Annotated in this window: 22 protein-coding genes; 14 read left to right on the top strand and 8 right to left on the bottom strand. The window is 71.3% G+C overall.

All coding sequences use genetic code 11. The features are described 5' to 3' along the window. Positions 1-21: 21 nt before the first annotated feature. Both Afe05nite_RS07005 and Afe05nite_RS07000 read left to right on the top strand, forming a co-directional pair. On the top strand, positions 22-1,896 hold the full coding sequence (locus Afe05nite_RS07005) for a M48 family metallopeptidase (protein ID WP_203816143.1): 1,875 nt from the start codon (positions 22-24) through the stop codon (positions 1,894-1,896). A 232-nt stretch (positions 1,897-2,128) separates the two neighbouring features. Next, positions 2,129-2,647, top strand: a complete 519-nt coding sequence (locus Afe05nite_RS07000; RefSeq protein ID WP_203816142.1) for a hypothetical protein — start codon at positions 2,129-2,131, stop codon at positions 2,645-2,647. Here Afe05nite_RS07000 and Afe05nite_RS06995 read toward each other — a convergent pair. The 3 genes from Afe05nite_RS06995 to Afe05nite_RS06985 form a co-directional block, all read right to left on the bottom strand. Further along, positions 2,629-3,609, bottom strand: a complete 981-nt coding sequence (locus Afe05nite_RS06995) for a helix-turn-helix transcriptional regulator (RefSeq protein WP_203816141.1) — start codon at positions 3,607-3,609, stop codon at positions 2,629-2,631. The genes Afe05nite_RS07000 and Afe05nite_RS06995 overlap by 19 nt on opposite strands. Before the next feature lie 70 nt (positions 3,610-3,679). Continuing rightward, entirely contained in the window at positions 3,680-4,744 is a 1,065-nt protein-coding gene (locus Afe05nite_RS06990) for a hypothetical protein (RefSeq protein ID WP_203816140.1), read from the bottom strand. Between the two features lie 15 nt (positions 4,745-4,759). Then, a complete protein-coding gene (locus tag Afe05nite_RS06985; protein ID WP_203816139.1) occupies positions 4,760-5,404 on the bottom strand; it encodes a hypothetical protein in 645 nt (214 codons plus the stop codon). Positions 5,405-5,659: 255 nt separating this feature from the next. Between Afe05nite_RS06985 and Afe05nite_RS06980 the strand changes: the two genes are divergently transcribed. Genes Afe05nite_RS06980 through Afe05nite_RS06965 form a run of 4 tightly spaced genes read left to right on the top strand, consistent with a single transcriptional unit; the run spans position 5,660 to position 9,761 of the window. Beyond that, complete coding sequence (locus tag Afe05nite_RS06980; RefSeq protein WP_239117615.1) at positions 5,660-8,386, top strand: sensor histidine kinase; 2,727 nt, start codon at positions 5,660-5,662, stop codon at positions 8,384-8,386. Further along, positions 8,386-8,808 carry a roadblock/LC7 domain-containing protein gene (locus Afe05nite_RS06975; protein WP_438867709.1) on the top strand — a complete coding sequence of 141 codons (423 nt, stop codon included), beginning with the start codon at positions 8,386-8,388 and terminating at the stop codon, positions 8,806-8,808. The genes Afe05nite_RS06980 and Afe05nite_RS06975 overlap by 1 nt, the downstream gene beginning before the upstream one ends. After that, positions 8,798-9,184, top strand: coding sequence for a DUF742 domain-containing protein (locus Afe05nite_RS06970; RefSeq protein ID WP_203816138.1), 387 nt, complete (start codon positions 8,798-8,800; stop codon positions 9,182-9,184). The genes Afe05nite_RS06975 and Afe05nite_RS06970 overlap by 11 nt, the downstream gene beginning before the upstream one ends. Then, the gene (locus tag Afe05nite_RS06965) at positions 9,165-9,761 is read left to right on the top strand and encodes a GTP-binding protein (RefSeq protein ID WP_203816137.1); all 597 of its coding nucleotides are present in this window, start codon (positions 9,165-9,167) and stop codon (positions 9,759-9,761) included. The genes Afe05nite_RS06970 and Afe05nite_RS06965 overlap by 20 nt, the downstream gene beginning before the upstream one ends. On the opposite strand, the gene Afe05nite_RS06960 is transcribed toward Afe05nite_RS06965, so the two are convergent. Beyond that, positions 9,758-11,377: an AfsR/SARP family transcriptional regulator gene (locus Afe05nite_RS06960; RefSeq protein WP_203816136.1), complete on the bottom strand. Its 1,620-nt coding sequence runs from the start codon at positions 11,375-11,377 to the stop codon at positions 9,758-9,760. The genes Afe05nite_RS06965 and Afe05nite_RS06960 overlap by 4 nt on opposite strands. A gap of 300 nt (positions 11,378-11,677) precedes the next feature. Between Afe05nite_RS06960 and Afe05nite_RS06955 the strand changes: the two genes are divergently transcribed. The 5 genes from Afe05nite_RS06955 to Afe05nite_RS06935 all read left to right on the top strand — a co-directional run bounded on the left by Afe05nite_RS06955 (position 11,678) and on the right by Afe05nite_RS06935 (position 16,657). After that, positions 11,678-12,334, top strand: a complete 657-nt coding sequence (locus Afe05nite_RS06955; protein ID WP_203816135.1) for a hypothetical protein — start codon at positions 11,678-11,680, stop codon at positions 12,332-12,334. 103 nt (positions 12,335-12,437) lie between these two features. Then, positions 12,438-13,043, top strand: coding sequence for a hypothetical protein (locus Afe05nite_RS06950; RefSeq protein WP_203816134.1), 606 nt, complete (start codon positions 12,438-12,440; stop codon positions 13,041-13,043). A gap of 25 nt (positions 13,044-13,068) precedes the next feature. Continuing rightward, positions 13,069-14,121 (top strand): lactonase family protein, encoded by a 1,053-nt coding sequence (locus Afe05nite_RS06945; protein ID WP_203816133.1) that lies wholly within the window; start codon positions 13,069-13,071, stop codon positions 14,119-14,121. Positions 14,122-14,360: 239 nt separating this feature from the next. Beyond that, positions 14,361-16,061, top strand: coding sequence for a VWA domain-containing protein (locus tag Afe05nite_RS06940; protein WP_203816132.1), 1,701 nt, complete (start codon positions 14,361-14,363; stop codon positions 16,059-16,061). Between the two features lie 92 nt (positions 16,062-16,153). Further along, complete coding sequence (locus Afe05nite_RS06935; RefSeq protein WP_239117614.1) at positions 16,154-16,657, top strand: MarR family winged helix-turn-helix transcriptional regulator; 504 nt, start codon at positions 16,154-16,156, stop codon at positions 16,655-16,657. Positions 16,658-16,739: 82 nt separating this feature from the next. Here Afe05nite_RS06935 and Afe05nite_RS06930 read toward each other — a convergent pair whose 3' ends face one another. Next, on the bottom strand, positions 16,740-17,873 hold the full coding sequence (locus Afe05nite_RS06930) for an ROK family protein (RefSeq protein ID WP_203816131.1): 1,134 nt from the start codon (positions 17,871-17,873) through the stop codon (positions 16,740-16,742). A 74-nt stretch (positions 17,874-17,947) separates the two neighbouring features. Here Afe05nite_RS06930 and xylA point away from each other — a divergent pair, with 74 nt between their 5' ends. From xylA to Afe05nite_RS06915, 3 genes are read left to right on the top strand one after another with little or no spacing between them, the layout of a single operon-like run. Beyond that, complete coding sequence (gene xylA, locus Afe05nite_RS06925; RefSeq protein ID WP_203816130.1) at positions 17,948-19,135, top strand: xylose isomerase; 1,188 nt, start codon at positions 17,948-17,950, stop codon at positions 19,133-19,135. Between the two features lie 7 nt (positions 19,136-19,142). After that, the gene (gene xylB / locus Afe05nite_RS06920) at positions 19,143-20,531 is read left to right on the top strand and encodes a xylulokinase (protein WP_203816129.1); all 1,389 of its coding nucleotides are present in this window, start codon (positions 19,143-19,145) and stop codon (positions 20,529-20,531) included. Further along, positions 20,531-21,994 carry an MFS transporter gene (locus Afe05nite_RS06915; protein WP_203816223.1) on the top strand — a complete coding sequence of 488 codons (1,464 nt, stop codon included), beginning with the start codon at positions 20,531-20,533 and terminating at the stop codon, positions 21,992-21,994. The genes xylB and Afe05nite_RS06915 overlap by 1 nt, the downstream gene beginning before the upstream one ends. On the opposite strand, the gene Afe05nite_RS06910 is transcribed toward Afe05nite_RS06915, so the two are convergent. From Afe05nite_RS06910 to Afe05nite_RS06900, 3 genes are read right to left on the bottom strand one after another with little or no spacing between them, the layout of a single operon-like run. Continuing rightward, a complete protein-coding gene (locus Afe05nite_RS06910; protein ID WP_203816128.1) occupies positions 21,902-23,506 on the bottom strand; it encodes a glycoside hydrolase family 13 protein in 1,605 nt (534 codons plus the stop codon). The two genes, Afe05nite_RS06915 and Afe05nite_RS06910, sit on opposite strands and share 93 nt — an antisense overlap. 9 nt (positions 23,507-23,515) lie before the next feature. Then, the gene (locus Afe05nite_RS06905; RefSeq protein WP_203816127.1) at positions 23,516-24,232 is read right to left on the bottom strand and encodes an HD domain-containing protein; all 717 of its coding nucleotides are present in this window, start codon (positions 24,230-24,232) and stop codon (positions 23,516-23,518) included. 16 nt (positions 24,233-24,248) lie between these two features. After that, positions 24,249-25,121, bottom strand: coding sequence for an MHYT domain-containing protein (locus tag Afe05nite_RS06900; RefSeq protein WP_203816126.1), 873 nt, complete (start codon positions 25,119-25,121; stop codon positions 24,249-24,251). Between the last annotated feature and the right edge of the window lie 80 nt (positions 25,122-25,201).

Raw genomic sequence — 25,201 nt, 5'->3', positions numbered from 1 at the left:
GTCGAAACGACGGAGGTCGCGGTGCGCGACGGCAAGGCGACGGTCTCCGCGACCCGGTTCGCCGGCTTCCTGGCGGTCGTCTGGCTCCAGGTGGTGGCGGTCCTGGTGGCCGTGCTGCTGGTGCTTCAGGCCCTGCCCGGTGCGGCGGCGGTGCGGATCGCGCTTCCGCTGGTCATCGCGACGGCGGGCCTGCTGTGGTTCGCGACCGTGCGCGCCCTGCGGCTGCGTCGGCCGAGCCCGGCCGGGGTGCCGGTGAGCCGCACCGACGCCCCGGCGCTCTGGTCGATGATCGACGACGCGGCGACCGCGGCCGGGGTGCGCCCGCCGGCTGCGGTGACCGTGGTGGCCGGCGCCACCGTGACGCTGTCGGAGCACGCGCGGCTGGCCGGTCTGCGCGGCGGCCGGCGCGAGCTGTTCCTCGGCATGCCCACGCTGCTGGCCTGGGACGAGACCTGGCTGCGGGCGGCCGTCGCGCACGAGTTGGCGCACGGCTCGCCGCGGCTTGGCCGGTTCGCCCCGCTGGCCTATCGCGGCCGGGCCGCCGTGGCCCGGATCGTGCCGCGCATCCCGCGTCGCAGCCCGTCCGGGCCGCTGCTGCGGGCCTATGCCGGTTGGTACGGCGCGGCTGACGCCCCGTTCGCCCGCGAGCAGGAGTTGTTCGCCGACCGGGTCGCGGCCGAGTTCGCCGGGGGCCGCGCCGCCGCCGGGGTGCTGCGCGACGGTCCGGTCCTCGACGGGCTGCAGCAGATCTTCCATGCGGAATACCTGAGTCCCGGCTGGCAGGCCGGGTTCGTGCCGGACGACGTGTTCGGCGGCTTCCTGCGGGTGCTGGCCGCGCGCGGCGAGGACCTGGCCATGCTGCGGATGGTCGAGCCGCCGGCGCCGGGGCGCTGGGATCCGCATCCGCCGGTGCCGGAGCGGCTGGCCGCGCTGGCCGAGCTCACCGTCGAAGGTCCCGAGCCGGAGCCGGCCGCGGCCGGTGATCTGCTGCCCGAGCTGCCCGCCCTGGGCCGGGCGCTGCAGGCGGTGGCCTTCCCGCCGGCCGGGCGCACGGTGACGAGCTGGGACGAGTTCTTCGGCGCGGCCCGCCTCGCCGAGATGGAACGGGAGGCCGACGCGTCGTTGCGGGCCATCTCCCGGGTGGCCGGCAGCCCGGTCAGGGGTGCTGCCGACGTGCTCGAGCTGGCCGCCGACGGCCGGCTCCGCAAGATCGCCGAGACGGTCTTCGGCGACCTGCCGGCCGAGGAGACCACCGGGCGGATCGCCGAGTTGATCGCCCTGCTGCTGGCGCTGGCCGCGCTGCACGGCGGGGTGGCCCGGTGGCGGCACAGCTGGCTGGGCACGGCCGAGGTGGTCGCGCCCGACGGGGCACCTCTCGACCTGACCGGGGTGGCTGAGCTGGCCACCGATCCGGCCACGGTCGGCGAGGCCCGGGAACGGATCGCCGCGATGGGCATCGACCCGGGCGTCATCGCCCCGGTCGGCGATCGGCCGGTGGCCCGCGTGCCGGTGATCGGTGGGGTGGTCAACGTGCTGGTCGACGGTGTGCGCAGCGACCTGCTCATCGTCGAGACCGGCCTGGTGCTGGTGCCCGGGCTGCCCCGGTCACGTAACGGCGAGGCGAAGCGGCGACTGAGCCGGCTGGCCACCGACGGTGTGCTGGCCGACGGCACCCCGGCCGGCAGCGAGCCGCCGGTGGGCAGCGCGGGCAGCCGGTTCGTGCCGTTCACCGATCTGGCCGGGGCATCGGCCCATCGCAACGGTCGTCGTTCCTGGGAGATGAGCCTGCGCGACGGCGGCACCATCAACGTGCGTACAGCCCTCGACTCCGACGAGTTGCCGGGCGGCTGGACGGCCCTCGACGACGCTGTGGCGTTCCTGACAAGCACCCGCTGATTGAAGCGAGCGACTCGCACACTGCGCGCAAACCGGCATCACCCACCGTGAACCTTCGCGGCCCGCGGTCCGTGACCCATGTCAACACCGTCTCATCCCCGACGAATGAGCGACCGGGCGATCACCTTCAGTCACAATAGCCGCAGCTGTTGTTCGCTTGGCCTTTCCCGAATTGGGTAGTGATGTTGCGGGATGTGGCTGGATGATCGTCTTGACATGGGGGAGGTCACTGATGAATCGGGGACCCGCGGCACTGTCCGGGGCGATCGTCGCAGTAGGACTGGGTCCGGCGATGTGGATGGGGGTGCGGCTCGGCTCGGTCGAGGTCGCGCCGTCGAAACCACCGGCCGTCGTCGGTGAGCACACAGCCGTTCCAGACCGGTTGGTCGGCGGGACGGGCGCGGACCGTCTGCTCGGTGACGAGCCGGAGGTCGCGGCCACGCCGCGGGGCCGAGTGCTGCCGCTGACCGGCAAGCCGTCGCCGTCGTCCAGCACCGCACCGAGTGCGTCGCCGTCGGCCACCACGCCGTCGGCGCCGAGCACCGAGCCCAGCAGCGAGCCGACCTCCACGCCGCCGACCGAGGCCACCACCGCGACCACTCCACCGACCGGCCCCAGCACCGGCGCGACGCCGGGCACCGAGTCGCCGGGCGGTGGCCCGTCCTCGGCCGCCCCGGGCTCCGGCCTGACCCGCAGCGGTGACACCGGCGGCATCGCGGCCGGCTCCGTGGTTCAGGACGGCGTCAAGTAGGTCGCGGCCAGACCCCGGGCCGTTTCGACGAATCGGTCACGTAACTCCGGCGGGGCCAGCACCTCGGCGTCCGCGCCCAGCTTCGACAACTCGATGTGGCCGTGCCGCACCGACTCCACCGGGACGGTGGTGACCAGCCGGCCGTCCTCGTCGAGCGGCCCCGCCGACTCGCGCGCCACCCGGGACATCTCCGGCGGGAAGACGAACGCCATCAGGTCCAGTGCGGGTTTCGTCATGCGTACGGTCGCGGTCATCGTGTAGACGCTCCGCTCGTAGCGTTGCGTCCACTCCTGCCAGAAACCGGCCAGGTCGAAGCCGGCCGGACGTGCGGCCGGCTCGTCGAGGATCACGGCGTCGAGGATGCTGGCGACCCGGTAGGCCGTGGTCCGGTCCCGGGCCGTCGCCACCAGGTACCACCGGCCCGCTTTCAGCACCACGCCGAGCGGCTGCAGCGTACGGGTCACCTCGCGCGGCTGCTTCCACCGGCGGTAGCGCACATCCAGCAGCCGGGCGTTCCACACCGCGTCGGCCACTGTGGACAGGTGCGGTGTCGGTTCGTCGCCCCGGAACCAGCCCGGTGCGTCGAGATGGAACCGGTCCCGTACCCGATCGGCCCGGTCGGCCAGCTCACCCGGCAGCGACGCCCGCAGCTTGAGCTCCGCCGCCGCCAGCACCGAACCGAGCCCCAGCTCGGCCGCCGGGCCGGGCACCCCGGCCAGGAACAGCGTGCCCGCCTCGTCCTCGGTCAGCCCGGTGAGCCTGGTTCGGTAGCCGTCGAGCAGCTGATAACCGCCGGCCGGCCCCCGATCGGCATAGATCGGCACCCCGGCCGAGCCGAGCGACTCGACGTCGCGATAGACGGTGCGCACCGAGACCTCGAGCTGCTCGGCCAGCTCGCGCGCGGACATCCGCCCCCGCGTCTGCAACAGCAGCAGGAGCGAGACGAGACGGCCGGCGCGCATAGCGGCACGCTAACCCGTGAAACGAGGGAAGGGGAGCCGAGGCTCCCCTTCCGGTGTGCGGTGTGGCCGATCAGAGGCCGGTCAGCCGGTTGAGCAGGTCGCGGTAGCCGCGGAGCTGCACCCGGAGCTGCTCGGTGTCGTCGGAGTCGCCGCCGAGGGCGTCCTTCTGCGAGCCGAGTGCTGCGGTGATCTTGTCGACCGCCTCGCCGACCAGGGTGGCGGCGTCGCCGACGGCCTCCTTCGGGCTGTCCACGAAGCGCAGCTGGATGTCGCGGAACCGCTCGGCGAACGAGTCACCCTCGGTGAAGAGCCGATCCACCGGGGTGGGCGCGGAGCTGCCGGGGGTCGAGGCCGCGGGGGTTTCGACGGGTACGGGTACGGCGGCGACGGCACCGACCGTCTCGCCCTCCTTGAAGCCGTCTTCCTCGAACTCGTCGGCCCGGGTGTCGTCCGAGGTGTCGACCGGGGTCTCGTCGACGGCGAGGGCCGGGACCGGCTCGGGGTCGACCGCGACGGGCGCGTCGTCCTCGTCGATCGCCTTGCCGGTGGCCGGTTCGACCGCCTCGGGGCTGCCGAACGTGCCGTCGTCCTTGAGGGCCCCGCTCTCGTCGACGCGGTCGGCGTCGACGGTGCGATCGGCGTCGTCGAGCCGGTCGGTGTGGTCGAGCCGGTCGGTGTGGTCGAGGCGGTCGGCGTCGTCGAGCCGGTCGGTGTGGTCGGTCTCGTCGGACCGGTTGTCGTCGAGCGGGATGTCCACCGGCTCGTCGGCGTGGGTGACGGTGCCGTCCGCGGCGTACGTGGTGGTCACCGGGTCGGAGATGCGCTCGACCTCGGGCTCCTCGGGGCGGTCCTCGGGGCGGTCCGAGGAGCGCTCGATGGTGCCGTCCCGCAGTTCCTGCTCGGCGATCTCGGCGTCGTCGTCACGAACGGCGCTGTCCTGCCGGAACTCGCCGTCGTCGGAGTCGTCCGAGCGGTGCTGCGACTCGCGCTGGTCCGTGCCGGGCTCGCCGGGCGTGTCGGTCCACGGGGAGCCGGCCCGCTGCGGCGGCACGGTCACCGGCTCGGAAGTGGCGACGTCAGAGCGGTCGTAGGCCTGGTCGTCGTTCTCTTTGGCCTCGTTGGAGAAGAACTTCATGGCGGGTGGACTCCCTCAGCGGCTCGTGTCGGTGGCAGCGGCGTCGTTGTCGGCGGCCGTACGGGGAGCGGGCGCCGGCGCTTCGTCGGGAACGGATTCAGTGGTAGCGGTACTACTACTCGTCGACACCGGATCGGTGCCGAGCAGATCGGCGAACAGCGCCCGGTAGTGCACCAGTGCCTGACGCAGGTCCTCGGTGCTGGCCGAGCCACCCTTGTTGCGCTCGCTGATCTCGTGCGCGTCGCGGTAGTTCTGCAACGTGTTGGCGTGCGCGACGGACAGGATGCCGAGCCGCTCGTCGTACTCGCCGGTCGGGTAGCCGCGCTCGGCCATCAGCCGGGTGACGAGCTCGTCGGCGGTGTCGACGGCCTCGGACGGGCTGTCCACGAACTGGATCTGGACTTCTTCCCAGGCCGCGCTGTACCTCGCCTGCGACTCGGGGCTGAGCGCCTTGAGCTCCAGTTCGGCGTGCCGCCTCTCCCGCTCGCGCAGCTCCTTCTCGGCCTCGGTCCGGCTGCCGGTGTCGGCCACCACGCGGTCGTACTCGGGCCCGAAAGTGCTTTGCAGCTTCTTACGCCTGCCGGCTTGCACGCCGTACACGATCGCGGCGATGACCACCAGGACGACGATGATCAGGACGATGGTGAGTGTGGGGGACATCGGCTCCTCCTTCTTCACTCCCGGTATGCCCACTCACTGCCGCTCGTCAATCCTTTTCAAGCGCTCCGCACCTGTTGTTTTGGGTCTGTCACATCCACGACTGCCAAGAGCGTCGGGACTGCGTGGGACAAAAAGGACAGTTAACACATATTCCTGTTGATGAACGGTGGCTCCGGTTGAAGGTTTTACGTATTCTCGCCAAGGCGCACGCGGTCGGTGACGTCCTGCAACCTGCCAACCCTCGGGCGGAGCCTGATGAGAACCCGCAACTGGTCGATCCGTTCGAAGATCATCACCATGGTGACGGTGCCGCTCGTGGCCCTGCTCGCAATGTGGATCTTTGCCACGGCACTCACCGCGAGCCCGGCGCTCAACCTGCTGTCCGCGCGTAATCTCTCCGACACCATCGGCAATCCGGGCGAGGTCATCATCGGTGAGCTCCAGCGGGAGCGCCGCATCACCGTGCAGTTCCTGGCCGACCCGAGCGCCTCGGTCGGCCAGCTCACCCAGCAGCGGGCCGCCACCGACCGGGCGATCGACGACTTCCGCACGGCCACCCGCGACGGCGACGCCTCGGCCGACGCCGGCGACACCCTGCGGCGCCGGATCGACCAGTTGTTCACCGAGATCGGCACCCTGCCCGCGCAGCGCCGGCACGTCGACAAGCGCGAGCTCGACCCGATCGGCGCGCAGAACCTCTACAACGGCATGATCCAGACCGGTTCCGACATGTTCGCGGCCACCGCCACGTTCCCCGACGACGAGATCGACAGGCAGATCCGGGCGCTCGCCACGGTCAGCCGCGGTCAGGAATACCTGAGCCGGGTCGACTCGCTGCTGGCCGCGGTCACGGTGGGCGGCCGGTTCACCGACGAACTGCGGTCCGCGCTGGTGCAGGACGTCGGCACCGCGCGCTACCTGCTCGCCCAGGGCGTCGAGGACATGCCCGAGGCGAGCCGCGCGCAATACCAGAAGCTCAGCAGCGGTGACGCGTTCGGGCAGCTCAACCGCATGATGGACAGGCTGGTCGGGCAGAGTCGCCCGGGTGAGCTCTCGCCCGTCGGCGCGGACACCTGGCACCCGGCCTACGAGAAGTCCGCCCAGCAGCTGCGCGATTTCGAGAACTCCGCGATCGGCGGGCTGGCCGACCGCGGCGCCTCGCTCGCCACCGAGATCCTGCTGCGCCTGCTGGCCGCCGCCCTGCTCGGCCTGATCGCCTTCGCGGTGTCGGTGCTCGTCTCGGTGCGGGTGGGCCGCTCGATGGTCGGCCGGCTGCGCCGGCTGCGCGCCGAGGCGCTCGAGATGGCGACCGAGCGACTGCCCACTGTGGTGCGTCGGCTGCAGCGTGGCGAGAACGTCGACGTCGAGGTCGAGACACCCCCGCTGGAGTACGGCCGGGACGAGATCGGCCAGCTCGGTCACGCGTTCAACGACGTGCAGCGTACGGCCGTGCGGTCGGCGGTCGAGGAGGCGAACGTCCGGCGCGGCCTCAACGAGGTGTTCCTCAACATCGCCCGGCGCAGCCAGACCCTGTTGCACCGGCAGCTCGCCCTGCTCGACAAGATGGAGCGCCGCGAGACCGAGCCGCAGGAGCTGGAGGACCTCTACCGGGTCGACCACCTGGCCACCCGGATGCGGCGGCACGCCGAGGACCTGGTGATCCTGGCCGGGGCCGCGCCCGGCCGCGGCTGGCGCAACCCGGTGCCGGTGATCGACGTGGTCCGCGGCGCGATCAGTGAGGTCGAGGACTACAAGCGCATCGACATCCGGGCGATCGAATCGTCAGCGGTGCTCGGCCGGGCCGTCGGCGACGTCATCCACTTGCTCGCCGAGCTCCTGGAGAACGCCACCTCCTACTCGCCGCCGCAGACCCGGGTGCAGGTCTCCGGTCAGGTGCTGCCGAACGGCTACGCGATCGAGATCGAGGACCGCGGTCTCGGCATGCCGCCGGAGGCGATCGAGGAGGCCAACCGCCGCCTGGTGGAGCCGCCCGACTTCGACCCGGCCGACAGCGCCCGGCTCGGTCTGTTCGTGGTGGCCCAGCTGGCCGGCCGGCACGGCATCCGGGTCTCGCTGCGCCCCTCGCCCTACGGCGGGGTGACCGCGATCGTGCTGGTCCCGGGCGACCTGGTGGTCACCGCGCCGGGGCCGGGCGAACTGCCGGCCGCACCGGACCGCCCGCTTGTCGGCTCGGGCGTCGAGGACCCGCTGCGCCGCTCGCTCGCCGCCCTGCAGTGGCAGGGGGCCGAGGAGTTGCGCGAGATCACCGCGAGCGGCCGGCCGATCACCGTCAACGGCATCATCATGGCCGTCCCCCAGGCCGAACCGGTCGAGCCGAGGACCCGGCCGATCCCGCTGCAGCGCCGAGCCCCGGAGTCCACCCGGGAGAAGTCGGGGGAGATCCCCCGACCGGTGCCGAGCGGTCCGGTGCCGTCGTCGGTCGCGGACGGCTTGAGCTCGGACGGACTGGTGCAGCGCCGTCGCGTGGCCCGGGCGGCTGAGCTCGGCGAGCAGCCCGCGACCGGCGGCGCGGTGCCGACGGCCGCCGACAAAACCGCCGACAAAACCGAGAGTGTCACCGACGACGGTCTGCCCAAGCGGGTCCGGCAGGCCAGCCTGGCGCCGCAGCTGCGCAAACCGGCGTCGGTGGAGCAGGACGAGCCGACCCTGCCGATGCGTTCGCCCGAACAACTACGCAGCATCATGAGCGCGTTGCAGAGCGGCACGACCAGGGGCCGCATCGACGCGGCGAAATATTTAAGCCAACCTTCATCTGAAGATCACCCGAAGCCGAAAAAACCGGGCAACGGGGTACCTCCCGCAGGCGCGTCCTTCGAGGATGCGGCTACCGTCAGCTTCCCGGCGATCGTGCACGTCGCGGTTGCCGAGGAAGCCCGCAACGGAGCGACGACGGCAGCGGACGGCGACCGCGCCGGCAACACCGGGCAGGACAGTTCGAGCAGGCCGGAAAAGGACGCATAGTGACGCAGACGACCAACCAGAGCGCGAAACTCACCTGGCTCCTCGACGATCTCGTCGAGCGGGTGCCCAGCGCGCGGCAGGCGGTGGTGCTGTCGGCCGACGGGCTGCTGATGGGCGCCTCCACCGGCTTGAAGCGGGAGGACGCGGAACACCTGTCGGCGATGGCGGCCGGCTTCCAGAGTCTGGCCAAGGGGGCGAGCCGGCACTTCCGGGCCGGTCCGGTGCGGCAGACGGTGGTCGAGATGGAGCAGGCCTTCCTCCTGGTCACCGCCGCCGGTCAGGGTGCCTGTCTGGCGGTTCTGGCGGCCAGCGACGCCGACCTCGGCCTGATCGCCTACGAGATGGCGATGCTGGTCACCCGGGTGGGGCAGAGCATGAGCGCGCCGGAACGCTCCGCGGTGGCACCCGCCGATGCCGGCTGACCCGCTGCGCCTCGCGCACGACTGGCTCGATCACGACGCCGGGCCGGTGGTTCGTCCCTACGCGGTGACGCAGGGGCGGGTGGCGCCGGCCGGCGGTGAGATCGACATGATGGCGTTCGTCGTGGCGACCGCACCGGAACATCACCGAGGTGTCCGGCTGCAGCCGGAGCACCACGCCATCGTCGCCGCGGCCTGGCAGCCGATCCCGGTCGTCGAACTGGCTTCGACCCTCGACCTGTCGGTCGGCGTGGTCCGGGTCCTGCTGGGTGATCTACGCTCGGCAGGTCTCATCTCGATGTACGAACCCCCGGCGGCGTCCCAGCCGCACGACGTCGACGTACTCAAGGCGGTTGTCAATGGACTCCGTGCGCTCTGACCGCAACGGCGCATCATCGCGCATCCCGGTCGCGCTCAAGATCCTGATTGCCGGTGGCTTCGGCGCCGGGAAGACCACCATGGTGGGCTCGGTCAGCGAGATTCGTCCGCTGCAGACCGAGGAGATCCTCACCGGGGTGGAGGGTGCCGACAGTCTCGACGGCGTGGAGAGCAAGACCACCACGACCGTGACGATGGACTTCGGCCGCATCACGATCACCGAGGATCTTCAGCTCTACCTGTTCGGCACGCCCGGTCAGGACCGCTTCTGGTTCCTGTGGGACGAGTTGTCGCAGGGTGCGCTCGGCGCCGTGGTGCTCGCCGACACCCGCCGGCTGGCCGACTGCTTCCCCTCGATCGACTACTTCGAGCAGCGCGGCACCCCGTTCGTGGTGGCCGTCAACTGTTTCGACGAGCAGCGGTTCGCCGCCGACGCGGTGGGCCGGGCGCTCGATCTCGACCCGGGGGTGCCGGTGGTGCTCTTCGACGCCCGCGAGCAGTTGGCCGCCCGGAATGTCCTGATCGAACTGGTCGAGTACGTCGCCCGGCGCCAGCTGGCGTCAGCCGGGTCGCGTTAGCGGGCCGGGGGCCAGACCACCGGGGCCGGTGCCGGTCCGGGCGGCAGGCAGATCAGCCGGCTGCGGAGCCGGCGGACGGTGCGCTCGGTGGCCAGTCCCCGGGCGACCAGGTCCTCGGGCCGGTAGAACGCGCCGCGGGTCTGCCGGTCCCGCTCGATCTCCAGGCACTGGGCCGGTGGCAGCCGGGCGACGCGGGCCAGCTCGAAGGCGCTTATCTGGTTGAGGTCGATCAGGCCGCCGTCGTCGATCAGGCGCATGTGCAGGTCGGGCCGCCCGACGCCGATCTCGCGGGCCCGGTCGGGGGCGAACGCGGCGAACTGCCGGGCCTGGTCGCGCTGGTAGAAGCCGTCGGCGCGGGCCGCCACGATCACGCTGTGCACCGCGCTGACCACGCCGACGCCGAGTAGGTAGAGCATCTCGATGTTGTCGCCGCCGGTGACCTCGTCGGTGTCCAGCGTCCCGAACGGGTCGATGAAGACGAACACGAAGAATCCGCCCGCGAACAGCGCGAAGTAGATGCCGGCCGCCGCGAGGTGCCATCCGTCGCGCCGCCTGATCCCGGCGTACGCCAGATAGACCCAGCCGAACGCGCCGCAGGTGAACAGCGGGGCGATCAGCGCGACGATGATCTCCAGGGCGGTCCGCAGGCCCCGGCGGGGCGGCAGGTGGACCGGTGCGTGGGGCGCGAACATGTGCACCGGCGGGGGCGGCGGTGGGCTCGGCTGCGGCAGCCGCGGCGCGGGCACCGCCGCGGGCGCAGCCACAGGGGTGTGCGCAGCCACAGGGGTGTACGCGGTCACGGGTGTGGGCGCGGCCACGGGGGTGGGCGCGGCCACCGGCACGGGCGCGGAGGGCGCTTGGTTGCGCAGGATCATCATGTGCGCGGCCCGCATCCGCTCGCCCGGTTCGGCGCCGACCTCGTCGAGGAAGTACTCCCGGGCGTCGCGGTAGGCCGCGAGCGCTTCGGCCTGCCGGCCGACCTGGTGCAGCGCGAGCATCTGGTGCGCCCGCAGCCCCTCCCGGAGCGGGAACTCCTGGATGAGCCGGGCCAACTCGGGCAGCAGAGCCTCGGCGTGCCCGCGGGTGAGCCCCATCTCGGCCCAGCGCTCCCAGGCGGTGGCCCGGGCGTCGGCCAGCCGGGTGCGGGCGGCGTCGAAGACCGGTCCGGTCAGCCCGGCGAGTGCGTCGCCGCGCCACAGGGCCAGCCCGGCGCGCAGGGTGCCGGCCGACTCGGTGGTCTGTCCGGCGGCTTGCTCGGCCTCGGCCCGGCTGAGCGCGGCCTGGAAGTCGTCGGCGTCGATCCGGCCCTCGGCGCGCAGGACATAGCCGCTGCCGGTGAGGGCGAGAAGTTCACCGGGGGTGCGCGGCGCGCGGTCCGGGTCGAGCACCCGGCGAAGGCCGGCGACATATTTCTGTACGACGTTGGCACCGTTCTCCGGCGGATCGTCGCCCCACACCGCGTCGACGATCTGGTGGGTCGGCACCGGACGGCCCGCCTGCAGCAGCAGTACGGCGAGCACCGCTTGCTGTTTGGCCGGTCCGAGCGAGAGCGGAACCCCGTCACGCAGTACCCGCACCTCGCCGAGGATCTCGAAGCGAAGTGGCGCCCCGTTCAACGCTTCCCCCCTGACCTGCTGTGACGTCGCGACGGCAGCGGAACCGCAGCGGGAGGCAGCATAACGGCAGCGGTTATGGTGCTGCGTTCGTCCAGTCTGTGATCCGTCGGCTGCGACACCTCATCACCCCAGAAAGACGACCATGATTACTGCACGCTCGCCTCGCCTCGCCTCGCCTCTCTCTTCGCCCTCGTCGCCGTTTCCTCGTTCACGCTCACCGGATGCGGCGGAGGCACCGATTCCGCCGGCACCCCGGACGCGGGCAAGTCGCCCACTCCGGCCGCGCCCAAAGACGTGCTGTTGAAGGCGGTGCCCGACGTCAAGTCGCCGGCCTTCAAGTTCAAGCTGGCCGGGACGGAACTGCCTTTCTCCGGTGTCGCCGATGCCGCGAACAACGCCTCGGAGATCAACATCGCGCAGCCGCTGGAGGACACCGGCGTGACGCTCAAGATGGACTTCCGGATCGTCGACCAGAAGGTCTGGGTGAAGATCGCCTACGCCGGCAAGAAGGCGGCCGGCCTGCCGACGTTCCCGAAGAAGTGGATGTTCCTCGACCCGGCGAAGCTCAAGGACAAGTCGTGGTTCGAGCCGCAGGACGACTCGGACCCCGGTTCCGCCCGGGTTCTGGTGGAGAACGCGGCAGACGTCAAGCAGACCAGCCCCGGCCACTTCGCCGGCACCACCGACCTGACCAAGGCCACCGACGCGGAGATCCTCGACGAGGCCGCGCTGAAGGCGCTCGGCGCCGCCGCGACCAAGGTGCCGTTCGACGCGGTGGTGGACGAGGCCGGCCACCTGACGAGCGCGGTCGTCAAGATTCCGGCGGCCGGCAAGACCAAGGCGCACAACTACACGGTGTCCTACACCGCCTTCGGCTCCACGCCGAAGCTGGCCGCGCCGGCCGCCGGTGAGCAGCAGAAGGCCACCGCCGGCACCTACGAGATGCTGAACGGCTGATCCGGTAACGGCGAAACCTGTCGGGTCTGATCCTGGTAGCGGCCAAGCAGGCGGTCGCGCGAGTCACGGGGCTCGCGCGGCCGCCGTCCGGACGGCGGGTCTGATGATCGAATGCACCCTCTGCGGCCGTCTGGTGCTGGGCCTCACCGGCTACGACTGGACGGTCGTGCCGTGGATGCTGGCCCCGGCGACCGGTGTCATGCCCGGTCCCTGCCATGTCAGTTGCCTCCAGGAGCGCGGTGCGGCCGGCAGTTGGGCGGCGGCCGTCGAGGCGTACCACCGCGAGCGCTGGCCGCGCTGGCTGGCCGGCGTCGACGCCGGGGTCGGCTGGCGGCTGCACAGCAGCCGCGCCGCGCGAAGGTTCCATCTCTGGCGCTCCGACGGGGCGATGGCCTCCTTCGCGTACGCGGTTCTGACCGTCGCGCCGCACCGGACCGGCACCGACCTCGCCGAGCTCGGCACCGCGCACGCCGCCACCCTGCTGGCCGCGATGGGCACCGACCGTCCCGGGTCGGTCGTCCCGCTGCCCCGGATGATCGAGCGACTGCGGCTCACCGACCGCTACCCGTTCGTCGAGGGCACCGTCACACTTCGCCGAGGTGTCGTCGTGGCCGACCATCCGCTGGCCCTGACCAGGGCTTGTCTGCGGGCGGCCCACCAGCTCGCGGCCGAGGGCGCCGACACGTACCGCTTCCCCTCGGATGGCTGACATCCGGATGTGGTGGGATTCAGGCATGGGTTCCCATGCTGAGTTCGTCTTCGTCGGTGGCTACACGGGTGACAAGGGCGGTGCGGCCGAGGGCATCGTCCGGCTCCGCCGTGACCCGGCCTCGGGCCTGCTGACCCGCCTCGGCGTGGCGGCGCGCACCCCGTCACCGTCCTTCCTGACCCAGCACCCCACCCTCCCGGTGCTGTACGCGGTGAACGAGCTCGACTCCGACGGCACGATCAGCGCGTTCACGGTGGCCGCCGACGGTGAGCTGACTCCGCTGTCGATCCAGCCGACCGGCGGTTCCGACCCGGCCCACCTCTCGGTCACCTCGGACGGCCGGTTCCTGCTGGTCGCCAACTATTCGAGCGGCTCGGTCGCGGTGCACCCGCTCGACGCGGAGGGCGCCCCCGGGGAGCGCACCGACCTGCTCGGGCTCGAGGGCAGCGGCCCCGACGTGGAGCGCCAGCGCGGTTCGCACGCGCACATGGTGGTCGAGGACCGCGCCGGCATCCTGATCTCCGACCTGGGGGCCGACCGGGTGTGGCGCTGCCGGCTCGACCCGGTCAGCGGTCGCCTGACGATGCTGGCGCCCGCGGTCGAGGCCAAGCCCGGCACCGGCCCACGGCACCTGCGCATCGCCCCGGACGGCACGCTGCTGCTGGTCGGCGAGCTGGCGGCGAACCTGTCCTGGTACCGCCCGGCCGCCGACGGTTCGCTGGAGCTGGCGGGCGAGGTGCCGGCCGGCGAGGGTGCCGGCCCGGCCTTTCCGTCGGAGATCGTCTGCGCTCGCGACGGCCGGTTCATCTATGTGGCCAACCGCGGCCCGAACACGGTCTCGACGTTCGCCTGGGACGGCGACGGGGCGGTCAAGGTGGCCGAGACGCCCACCGGTGGGGACTGGCCGCGGCACATGATCCTGGTCGGGGATCACCTCTACGTAACCAATCAGCTGTCACACAGCGTGACAACGTTCAGGATCGATGCCGAGACCGGGACTCCGCTGCCGGTCGGCGAGCCAATGGCCGAGGCCAGCCCGACGTGCCTGCTGCGCTGGACATCGATGCCGATCAGATGATTCGCGAGATAGGGCGTTCGGTGCCCTTGTGGGTAATCTGCTGAAAACGGTCAGATTCCCCTACTGATCGGCATGGCGCCACTACCAAAGGTAACTCTGTCGCAGAGATGACCTAATCCGAGTAACTTTCCGCCGAACGTATATGGCATTCGGGTTCGGTGATGCGCAGTATGGAGCGCGTGTCAGGCCGCCATCGTCGAAATTTCAATCTCCGGGGAGCGGGCGTCGTTGGCGCCGCGATGGCTATCGTCGTCGTGCTCGCCGGGTCATACCTGGGCTACCAACAGCTCGCCGACTCCGGATGCACCGGTTCCGTCCGGTTGACCGTCGCCGCCGCGCCGGAGATCGCTCCTGCCGTCGAACAGACCGCGCAGAAGTGGATCCAGGACGGGGCGAACGTCAACGGCACGTGTGTCGCTGTCTCCGTGACCCCGGTCAACCCCGCGACCATGGCCTCCGCCGTGGCGAGCGAGCACAAGGTCACCCTGACCGGTCTCGGCGCCGCGCCCGAGTCGGTGAAGGTTCCCGACGTCTGGGTTCCGGACTCGTCGACCTGGCTGCTGCGCCTCAAGACCGAGGCGCAGGGCTTCGTGCCGACCGACGGCAAGCCGGTCGCGCAGAGCCCGGTCGTCGTCGCCATGCCCAAGCCGATCGCCGAGCAGGTCGGCTGGCCCGACAAGAAGCTCGGCTGGAAAGACCTGCTCACCCAGGTCACCACCAGCACCACTATGCGTGTCGGCACCGTCGACCCGGCCCGTGACGCGGCCGGCCTCGCCGGTCTGCTCGCACTCGGCCAGGCCGCCGGCACCGGGGCGCAGGCCCAGTCGGCAAAGGTCGGCGCGATCAAGGCGCTCGCCCAGTCGGCGTCCGCGCTCCGCGACGACCTGCTCCAGAAGTTCCCGCACTCGGCCGACACCAACGACATCGCGACCAGCCTGAGTGCTGCACCGCTGTCCGAGGAGGACGTGGTCGCGTACAACGCCGAGAAGCCGCCGGTGCCGCTGGTCGCGCTCTACCTCGACCCGAGCCCGATGCCGCTCGACTACCCGTACGCGATCATGCCGGAGGTCGACCTGCAGAAGTCGGCCGCCGCCACCGGGCTGCGCCAGCAGTTGCAGACCGCGACGTTCAAGAACGCGCTGGCCGTCGCCGGCCTGCGCTCCCCGGACGGCACGGTCGGGTCGGGCTTCGCCGCCCCGCTCGGTGCGCCGGACGCGTCGCCTGCCGTCTCCACCAGCGCCGCCGGCAAGTCCGAGGGCGGCACGGCCGCCGCCGGTCTCGACCCGAGCGCGCTCAGCCAGGTGCTGGGCAGTTGGGCCGCGATCACGCTGCCCGGCCGGGTGCTCGCCGTCTTCGACGTCTCCGGCTCGATGCTCGAGAAGGTGCCCACCGCCGGTGGGGCCGACCGGGCCGCGGTCACCCGGGGGGCGGCGTCGGGTGGTCTTGCCCTCTTCGACGACAAGTGGGCCGTCGGCGTGTGGCTGTTCTCGACCGAGATGGACGGCAAGAAGCCGTTCAAGGAGATCGTGCCGATCAGCCCGCTCTCCTCGGCCCGGCAGAAGCTGCAGGCCTCGATCGGGCAGATCGTGCCGAAGAAGAGCGGTCAGACCGGTCTTTACGACACCCTGCTCGCCGCCTACCAGAACGTGCAGAACAGCTGGCAGCCCGGCAAGGTCAACTCGGTGATCCTCTTCACCGACGGTGAGGACAGCAAGGAAGGCATCACCCAGCAGGCGCTGGTCACGAAGCTGAAAGGGCTGGCCGACCCGAAGCGCCCGGTGCGTGTGGTGATCATCGGCATCGGCACCGGCGTCAACCGCCAGGAGCTCGAGACGATCGTGAAGCCGACCTCCTCCGGTGGCGTCTTCATCGCGGAGGACCCGGCGAAGATCGGCGAGATCTTCCTCGAGGCCATCGCGGCCCGCTCCGGCGCCAACTGAGCCGAGTACGCAGGACGGCCGTCACCACACCGGTGGCGGCCGTCTCCCATTTCGGGCAACCAGTACGTCGACCGCTGGGAGTGGCGAAGCGAATGCCGCCGCGAGGTAAGCTCACCTGCACCATGGCGTTCCACGACGGCCCGGACCCGATCCACGCGGCGGCGATCGACGACGCGGCGCAAGCCCTGCTGTCCGCCTGGGACGCCGCGCGTGAGCAGGTCACCCCCCGGTTGTCCGCGGCCCAGCTCAACGCGCTGCTGGCGGTCGAGCGCGCGGAGGGCGTCAACCTGGGCGGCTTGGCCGCCGAGATGGACATGCTGCTGTCCTCGGCGAGCCGGTTGTGCGACCGCCTGGTGGCCTCGGGAATGGTCGAGCGCGCTCCGGGCCGGGCCGACCGTCGCGAGATCGCCCTCTATCTGACGCCGTCGTCCCGCATTCTGCTTGCCGAACTGCGCCGCATCCGCCGGCTGGCCCTCTCCTCGACCCTGGAGCGGATGTCACTGTCGGGCCGGGCCGCCCTGTTGCGCGGCCTGTCGGAGTTCGCCGCGGCGGCCGCCGAGCCCGCCGTCGGCTCCGCCTCGGCCCGCACGGCGTAGGTCGCCGCACCCGGCCCGGCCATGTCCGCGAGCTCGCGCCGGGCGTCACCACGGCCGCTGCCTGGCGGCGGTGGTGGGCGGGCTAGCTCGTACTGTTCAGGAAGGTCGCCGGGTCGTCGATCAGCTGTTGGATCACGGCGCCGGCGGCGCCCCGCATGGCGGCGTCCGGGCCCAGCGTCGCCGCTCGCAGCGTGACCGGCGCGAGGCTCGCGGTCAGCACCCGGCGGGTCAGCTCGGCCTCGATCCCCGGGCGCAGGCGGGCGAACTCCGGGGCGTAGGCGCCGCCCAGCACGATCACCGAGATGTCGAGCAGGTTCACCACCGCCGCCAGGGCGACGCCCAGGGCGAAAGCGGCCAGGTCGGCGTCGGCGGCGACCTGCTCCTGGCCGGCGTACTGCTCCAGGCAGCCGTTCGCACCGCAGCGGCAGAGGCGGCCGTCGGGGAAGACCGTGACGTGACCGATCTCGCCGCTCCAGCCCCGCCGGCCCCGGTAGAGCTCGCCGTCGAGGACGATGCCGGCGCCGATCCCGATCTCGCCGGAGACGTAGAGGAACGTCGGCTCGCCGTCGCCCGCCCGCAGCTCGCCGAGGGCCGCGAGATTGGCCTCGTTGTCGACCACCACCGGCAGGTCGGCGAGGCCGGGCACCTGGTTGAGCAGCGCCGGGGCGTCCACGTCCAGCCAGTCCAGGTTGGGGGCGACGCGGACGATGCCGCTCGACGTGACCAGACCGGGAACGGCGAGGGCCGCACCCGCGACGGCCAGGCCGTCAGCCGTGGCCGCCGAGATCGCCTGTGACGCCAGCCCGCCCAGTTCGGTCAGGGAGCCGCCGGGAGAGAGGGGGCGCTGGTCGTGCCGGGCGATGAAGCGGTGCCGGACCTCGCCCGTCAGGTCGACCACGCAGGCGGCCAGGTAGTCGACGTTGATCTCGAGGCCGAGTCCGGCCGGACCGGCCGCGCTCAGCGCCAGACCGGCGGCGGGCCGGCCGGCGCCGGTGCGGGGAGCCGGGTCGTGCTCGGTCAGCAGACCACCCGCGATCAGGTCGTCGACGAGCGCCGACACGGTGGCCCGGGTCAGGCCCGTGGAGGCCGAAATGCCCGCTCGAGATGGCCGATCTGCGCTGTTCGCCACGGTTTGCAGGACAAGCGCGAGATTATGGGCCCGCACGCTCGATTGCCGGACCGGGGTCCGAGGAGCATTCATGATCCGGGCGGGCATGCCCTTGACAATGCCACACCGACTCCAAATAATTCAACCAATAAACAAATCAAGTCTGTTACGTGGAGGTAACCATGCCGGTCCAACCCACCCGCGAGGACAAGTTCACATTCGGCCTCTGGACCGTCGGCTGGCAGGCCCGCGACGCGTTCGGTGACGCCACCCGCGCCGAGCTCGACCCGATCGAGGCCGTTCACAAGCTCGCCGAGCTCGGGGCCTACGGCCTCACGTTCCACGACGACGACCTGATCCCGTTCGGCTCCGACGCCGGCACCCGCGACTCGATCCTCGCCGGGTTCAAGAAGGCGCTCGAGGAGACCGGCCTGGTCGTCCCGATGGTCACCACCAACACGTTCACCCACCCGGTGTTCAAGGACGGCGCGTTCACCAGCAACGACCGCTCGGTCCGCCGTTACGCGCTGCGCAAGATCCTGCGCCAGGTCGACCTCGCCGCCGAGCTGGGCGCCGAGACCTTCGTGCTCTGGGGTGGCCGCGAGGGCGCCGAGTACGACGTGGCCAAGGACATCTACGCCGCGCTCGACCGTTACCGCGAGGGCCTCAACCTGGTCGCGCAGTACTCCGAGGACAAGGGCTACGGCCTGCGCTTCGCCATCGAGCCCAAGCCGAACGAGCCCCGGGGCGACATCCTGCTCCCGACGCTCGGCCACGCCATCGCCTTCACCCAGGAGCTGGAGCGGCCCGAGCTGTTCGGCATCAACCCCGAGGTCGGCCACGAGCAGATGTCCAACCTCAACTTCTTCGCCGGCATCGCCCAGGCGCTGTGGCACAAGAAGCTGTTCCACATCGACCTCAACGGCCAGCACTCGGTCAAGTTCGACCAGGACCTGGTCTTCGGCCACGGCGACCTGCTCAACGCGTTCGCGCTGGTCGACCTGCTGGAGAACGGCCCGGTCGGCGGCGGACCCAAGTACGACGGCCCCCGCCACTTCGACTACAAGCCGTCCCGGACCGAGGACTACGAGGGCGTCTGGGAGTCGGCCAAGGCCAACATGCGGATGTACCTGCTGCTCAAGGAGCGCGCTCAGGCGTTCCGCGCCGACCCGGTGGTGCAGGAGGCGCTGCGGGCGAGCAAGGTTCTCGAGCTCGAGACCCCCACGCTCAACCCCGGCGAGACCTACCAGGACCTGCTCAACGACAAGAGCGCCTTCGAGGAGTTCGACGTCGACGCGGCCGGTGCCCAGGGCTACGGTTTCGTGAAGCTGCACCAGCTCGCCATCGACCACGTTCTTCGGGCCAACTGAGGAAGACATGACTCTCGTAGCCGGGATCGACAGTTCCACCCAGTCCTGCAAGGTGGTCATCCGCGACGCGGAGACCGGGAAACTGGTCCGGCAGGGCCGGGCCGCGCATCCGGACGGCACCGAGGTGCATCCGGACGCCTGGTGGGCCGCGCTGCAGGAAGCGATCGAGCAGGCCGGTGGCCTGGACGACGTGGCCGCCGCCTCGGTGGCCGGCCAGCAGCACGGCATGGTGGTGCTCGACGAGAACGGCGAGGTGGTCCGCCCGGCGCTGCTGTGGAACGACACCCGCAGCGCCGGGGCGGCCGCCGACCTGATCCAGGAGCTCGGTGGTGGCGCCAAGTGGGCCGACGCGGTCGGCATCGTGCCGGTGGCCAGCTTCACCCTGACCAAGCTGCGCTGGCTGGCTCGCAACGAGCCGGCGAACGCGGCCCGGGTGGCCGCGGTCTGCCTGCCGCACGACTGGTTGACCTGGAAGCTGTCCGGGTCGACCGACATCAACACGATCAAGACCGACCGCAGCGACGCCAGTGGCACGCTCTACTGGTCGGCCAAGACCAACGAATACCGCCCCGACCTGCTCGAGCTGGGTTTCGGTCGGCTGCTGAAGACGCCTGAGGTGCTGGGCCCCACCGGCATCGCCGGCCACCTGCCCAATGGGGCCCCGCTCGGCCCCGGTGCCGGGGACAACGCGGCCGCGCTGTTCGGCACGGGTGCCGGACCGGGTGACGCGGTCGTCTCGATCGGCACCTCCGGCACCGTCTTCGTGTCGGCCGAGGTGTCGCCGGACGACCCAAGCGGCACGGTGGCCGGTTTCGCCGACGTCACCGGCCGGTTCCTGCCGATCGTGGTGACGCTCAACGCGGCCCGGGTGCTCGACGCCGCGACCAAGCTGCTCGGTGTCGACCACGACCAGCTCTCCAGCCTCGCGCTCCAGGCGCCGGCCGGGGCCGACGGGCTCGTGCTCATCCCGTACCTCGAGGGCGAGCGCACGCCCAACCTGCCCGACGCCACCGGGTCGATCCACGGCCTGACGCTCCGGACCGCCGACCCGGCGCACCTGGCGCGGGCCTCGGTCGAGGGCATGTTGTGCGGGCTCGCCGACGGTCTCGACGCGCTGATCCGGCACGGCGCCACGGCCAACCGGATCGTGCTCGTCGGCGGGGGCGCCCGCAGCGAGGCGGTCCGCCGGGTGGCGGCCGAGCTGTTCGGGCTGCCGGTGCTGGTGCCGCCGCCGGGGGAATACGTCGCCGACGGTGCGGCCCGCCAGGCCGCGTGGGTCGCCCGGGGCGGCGCGGAACCGCCGGTCTGGACGGCGGAGACCCCCGAGACGTACGAAGCGGTGGCCGCCCCACTGATTCGTGAGCAGTACAAGAAGGTCGCTAACCTGCTCAAGTGATGAAGGGCGGCACCGCGCACCGCGCCTACAGCGTCGTGGTCTTCGTGATCCTGGCGTCGCTGGACAACGTGGCGATCGGGTTGGTGCCGCCGCTCTACGGCAGCATCGGGGACAGCCTCGGGGTGGGCGAGGGCCACATCGCCCTCGCCACCACGATCATGTTCCTGATCAGCGCGATCGCCGCGATCGGATTCGCGTACGCCGGGGACCGCACCGACCGCAAACCGGTGCTGATCCTCGGCACCGCGATCTGGGTCGCCGGCACCGCGTGGTCGGGTCTCGCCGAGAGCTACTCGTCGTTCCTGCTCGCCCAGGTCGTCGCGTCGTTCGGCCTCGGCGCCGTCGCGTCGGTCAGCTTCGCGGTGGTCAGTGACCTGATCTCGCCGAAGCGGCGCGGCCTCGTGATGAGCTTCTGGGGCCTGTCCCAGGGGGTCGGCACGCTCGCCGGCACGATGGTGGGTGGCCTGCTCGGGCACACGGACTGGCGCGAGCCGTTCCTGATCACCGCCGGCGTCGGCGTGGTCGCCGGGTTGGCCTACCTGTTCACCTACAACGTGCCGCGCGGCGACAGCCAGCCCGAGCTGGCCGGGGTGGATTACGACGAGCGGATCCACTCCCGAGACCTGCCGGTGATCCTGCGCCGGCGCACCAACATCTGGTTGATCTTCCAGGGCGCGACCGCGCAGATCGCGCTCGGCTCGCTGGTCTGGCTGCCGGTGCTGTTCCGCGCCCGCGCCGAGGACCAGGGCTACTCGGCCGGCACCGCGGTGCTCGTCGGCAGCGTCTTCGCCACGTTGTTCCAGGCCGGTGGCGCGCTGAGCATCCTCGGTGGGCTGGCCGGTGACCGGCTGCAACGGCGTACGCCCCGGGGCCGCGCCCTGGTCGCGAGCGTCGGCGTGCTCGCCGCGGTGCCGTTCTACGTCGTGCTGTTCTTCGTGCCGATGACCATCGACGTGCCCGACGGGGCCGGCTCCGGCGCCGTGATCAAGGCGGTGCTGTCCGACGTGTTCACCGAGCCGTCGGTCGGCCTGTGCCTGGCCACCGCCGTGTTCGCGCTGATGTTGACGTCGGCCAACTCACCGAACTGGTTCGCGCTCATCGCCGACGTCAACCCGCCCGAGCACCGCGGCACCGTCTACAGCCTCGGCAACCTGGTGAACGGCTTCGGCCGGGCGGGTGGGAACGCGATGGTGGCGGTGGTCTTCCGGGGCCTGGCGGGCGCGTTCCCGCCGCCGCTCAACTACGCGGTCGGACTGGCCGGCTTCCAGTTCTTCTGGCTGCCGACGGGCGTGATGTTCTGGCTGGCCAGCAGGACGGTGGCGAAGGACATGGCGGACACGCACGCCGCCCTGCTGGCCGCGGCGACCGGGTCAGACCACGGCCCAGACGGTGACGTCGGTGGGGACACGGCCGTCGGCGTCGAGGGGCTCGCTCGTGAGCAGGACCCGAGCCCCGGCCGGTAGCGCGACCGGGCTCTGGCCGAGGTTCGCGGTCACCAGCACGTCGCCGTTGCGCAGGGCCAGGACGTCCGAGGACGTCTCCTGCCAGACCAGATCTCCCCGCCCGAGCCCGTGCGAACGGCGCAGTTCGAGAGCCCGCCGGTAGAGCTCCCAGGTCGAGCCGGGCACGTCCTGCTGCCGGTCCAGCGCGTATTCCGCCCAGGTCGCCGGCTGGGGCAGCCACGAGGCGTCGGCCGGGCCGAAGCCGTACGACGGTGCGTCGGCCTCCCACGGGATCGGCACCCGGCAGCCGTCCCGGCCCACCACCGTCTCGCCGGAGCGGGCCCGGGCCGGGTCCTGCCGGAACTCGTGCGGCATCGTGGTGTGCTCGGGCAGCCCGAGCTCCTCGCCCTGGTAGAGGTAGGCCGAGCCGGGCAGCGCCAGCATCAGCATGGTGGCCGCGCGGGCCCGGCGCAGGCCGAGGGCGGTGTCCGGTTGCGGGTCCTCGGGGCCGATGCCGTGCTGCCGGCCCTGTCCGACCGGATAGCCGAGCCGGGTGGCGTGCCGGATCACGTCATGGTTGGACAGCACCCAGGTGGTGGGCGCGCCGACGGTGGCGTTCGCGGCCATCGTCGAGCTGATCACCCGGCGCAGGTCAGCCGCGCGCCACGGGGCCTCGAGGTATTCGAAGTTGAACGCCTGGTGCATCTCGTCGGGGCGCACGTAACGGGCGAGCCGGTCGGCCGGGGCCACCCACGCCTCGGCGACCAGGATGCGTTCGGGCTCGTACTCGTCGAGGATCGCGCGCCATTCCCGGTAGATCTCGTGCACCCCCTCCTGGTCCCACATCGGGGGCCGCGGTCCGACCGGGTCGAGGCCGCCCAGCACCGCCGTGGGCTGCGTCCACTCGGCGAGGTTCGCCTCTTTGATCAGGCCGTGGGCCACGTCGACCCGGAAGCCGTCGACGCCTCGGTCGAGCCAGAACCGCAGGATGTCGGCGAACTCGGCGCGCACCTGCGGGTTGCCCCAGTTGAGGTCGGGCTGGCTGACGTCGAACAGGTGGAGGTACCACTGGCCGTCGGGCACGCGCTCCCAGGCGGAACCGCCGAACATGCTGGTCCACGAGTTGGGCGCGGTGGGGCCGTCCCGGAAGACGTAGCGATCGCGCTCGGGGCTGCCGGGCCCGGCCGCCAGCGCCGCCTGGAACCAGGCGTGCTCGCTCGAGGTGTGGTTGGGCACCAGGTCGACGATGACCTTCAAGCCCAGTGCGTGGGCCTCGCTGATGAGCTTGTCGGCGTCACCGAGGTCACCGAAACGGGGGTCGACCGAGCGGTAGTCGGCGACGTCGTAACCGGCGTCGTGCTGCGGCGAGGGATAGAACGGTGACATCCAGACGGCGTCGATGCCGAGCTGCTTCAGGTGCGGCAGGCGCCCGGTGATGCCGGGCAGGTCACCCATGCCGTCGCCGTCGCTGTCGGCGAACGAGCGGGGATAGACCTGGTAGATGACGGCCTCGCGCCACCAGTGGTTGGGCATGTCGTCAGGTTAATCGTCGAGAATGGCGGCGAACCGCTCCTCGGCCAGGTCCAGTTGATCCAGGATGTGATCCTTGGCGGCCACCGACAGCGGGGTGTCCGGACGCCCGACGAGTTCGCGCAGCTTGGGCACGAGCGGCCGATATTTGGTGGCCGCCGAGAGTGCCTTCTCGGCCGTGGTGTGGATGACCCCCACGCCGTTGTCGGTGAAGTCGGACACCTTGATCACCCGTGCCCACGGGTCGCGCTCGAGGCTGCTGGCGACGTGGTCGCGGTACTGCTCGTGGCGGTCGCGGCCGGGGTCGTACTCGGGGTTGGTGACCGAGCGGACCAGTTCGGCGACCCGCGGGTTGAACAGGCGGGCCAGCTCGGCGATCGCCGCGTCGGTCAGCTCCTGGTGGGTGCCGGTGGCGAGCAGGCCGAGCTCGTTCGGGTGGTCCTCGACGGCGTCGTGCAGCAGGGCCGCGACGAGCACGTCGACGTCGCGTACCCCGTAGTACTTGATGATCCGGATCGCGACGCGCAGCAGGTGGTTCATGTAGGGCTCGCGGACGCGCCGGTCCTCGGCGTGCAGTTTCTCGGCGAGTTCGAGGGCGACGCCCAGCCGATCGCGCTCCTCGGGTGGGAAGCCGCCCACCTCCAGGAGGAACCGCTCGCGCAGCCCCGCCTCGCCGTAGACCTCGGTGATCGCATGCAATGGCATCGACAACAGCATCCGGGCCGCCATGCGATCAGAGTAGCGATCAGAGGTTCGTTGTCGACCGGGCCGGCACCGGACGGGGGGAGGGCCGGCGGCCCGCGGGTGCGGCTGACGCCTGCTTGAGGGACCACGGATTGGTGGTTTCCGCGTGCATTCCCCGTTTCGGGGTGCCGGCCCCGTCGGTGAACTCCTCCTCGGTCATCGCCTGGAGCGCGCTCAACGCCACCCCCACTATGGTCGCCGCGGTGAGCACGGTGATCGGCACGATCATGGCGAGCGGCCGGAAGCCGTGCACCGTCGCGATGGCGCCGTCGAGCGAGACCGACATGGCCGCCATGCCGGTGTAATGCATGCCGCACACGGCGATCGCCATGATCGCGGCGGCGCCGCTCACCGGCAGCCAGCCGCGCACCGAGATGGCGAACCAGAGCGCGACCGTGCACGCCACCACCGCGATGATCGCCGAGGCCAGCACCAACGTCAGGTTGTAGTGCACGTGCCCGGCCACGTGCATGCCCTGCATGCCGGTGTAGTGCATGGTCAGCACGCCGCCGCCGGTCAGCACACCGGCCCCGATCACCCGGGGGAGACTGCGCGCCCCGTGCCCGACGATCAGCAGGCCGAGTCCGACCGCGATGACCGCGAAGACGAGGCTCGCCAGGGTCATCACGATGTCGAAGCGGACCGGGCTGGCCGGCACGTCGAAACCGAGCATGGCGGAGAAGTGCATGAGCCAGATCGCGCCACCGCCGATGGAGAACGCGGCGATGCCGAGCCATCGGGTGCGCCGGCTACGCGTACGCGCGTCGCGCGCCCGGGCGGTGCAGAGCAGCCCGAAGAACGAGCCGAGGAACGCCAGCAGATAGGCGGCGATCGGGTTGAAGATCCCGTACGTGAAGTGATGTACCTCGGTCACTGCGGTTACCTCGCGAGGATCGACGAATGTGACCGAGTGATTTACGTCCTGATTCGAGCGCTTCCGTCGCACTGCGGGTG

Source organism: Paractinoplanes ferrugineus (genome assembly GCF_016862195.1).
Lineage (GTDB): Bacteria > Actinomycetota > Actinomycetes > Mycobacteriales > Micromonosporaceae > Actinoplanes > Actinoplanes ferrugineus.
This window is presented reverse-complemented; position numbering and strand designations above follow the sequence as displayed.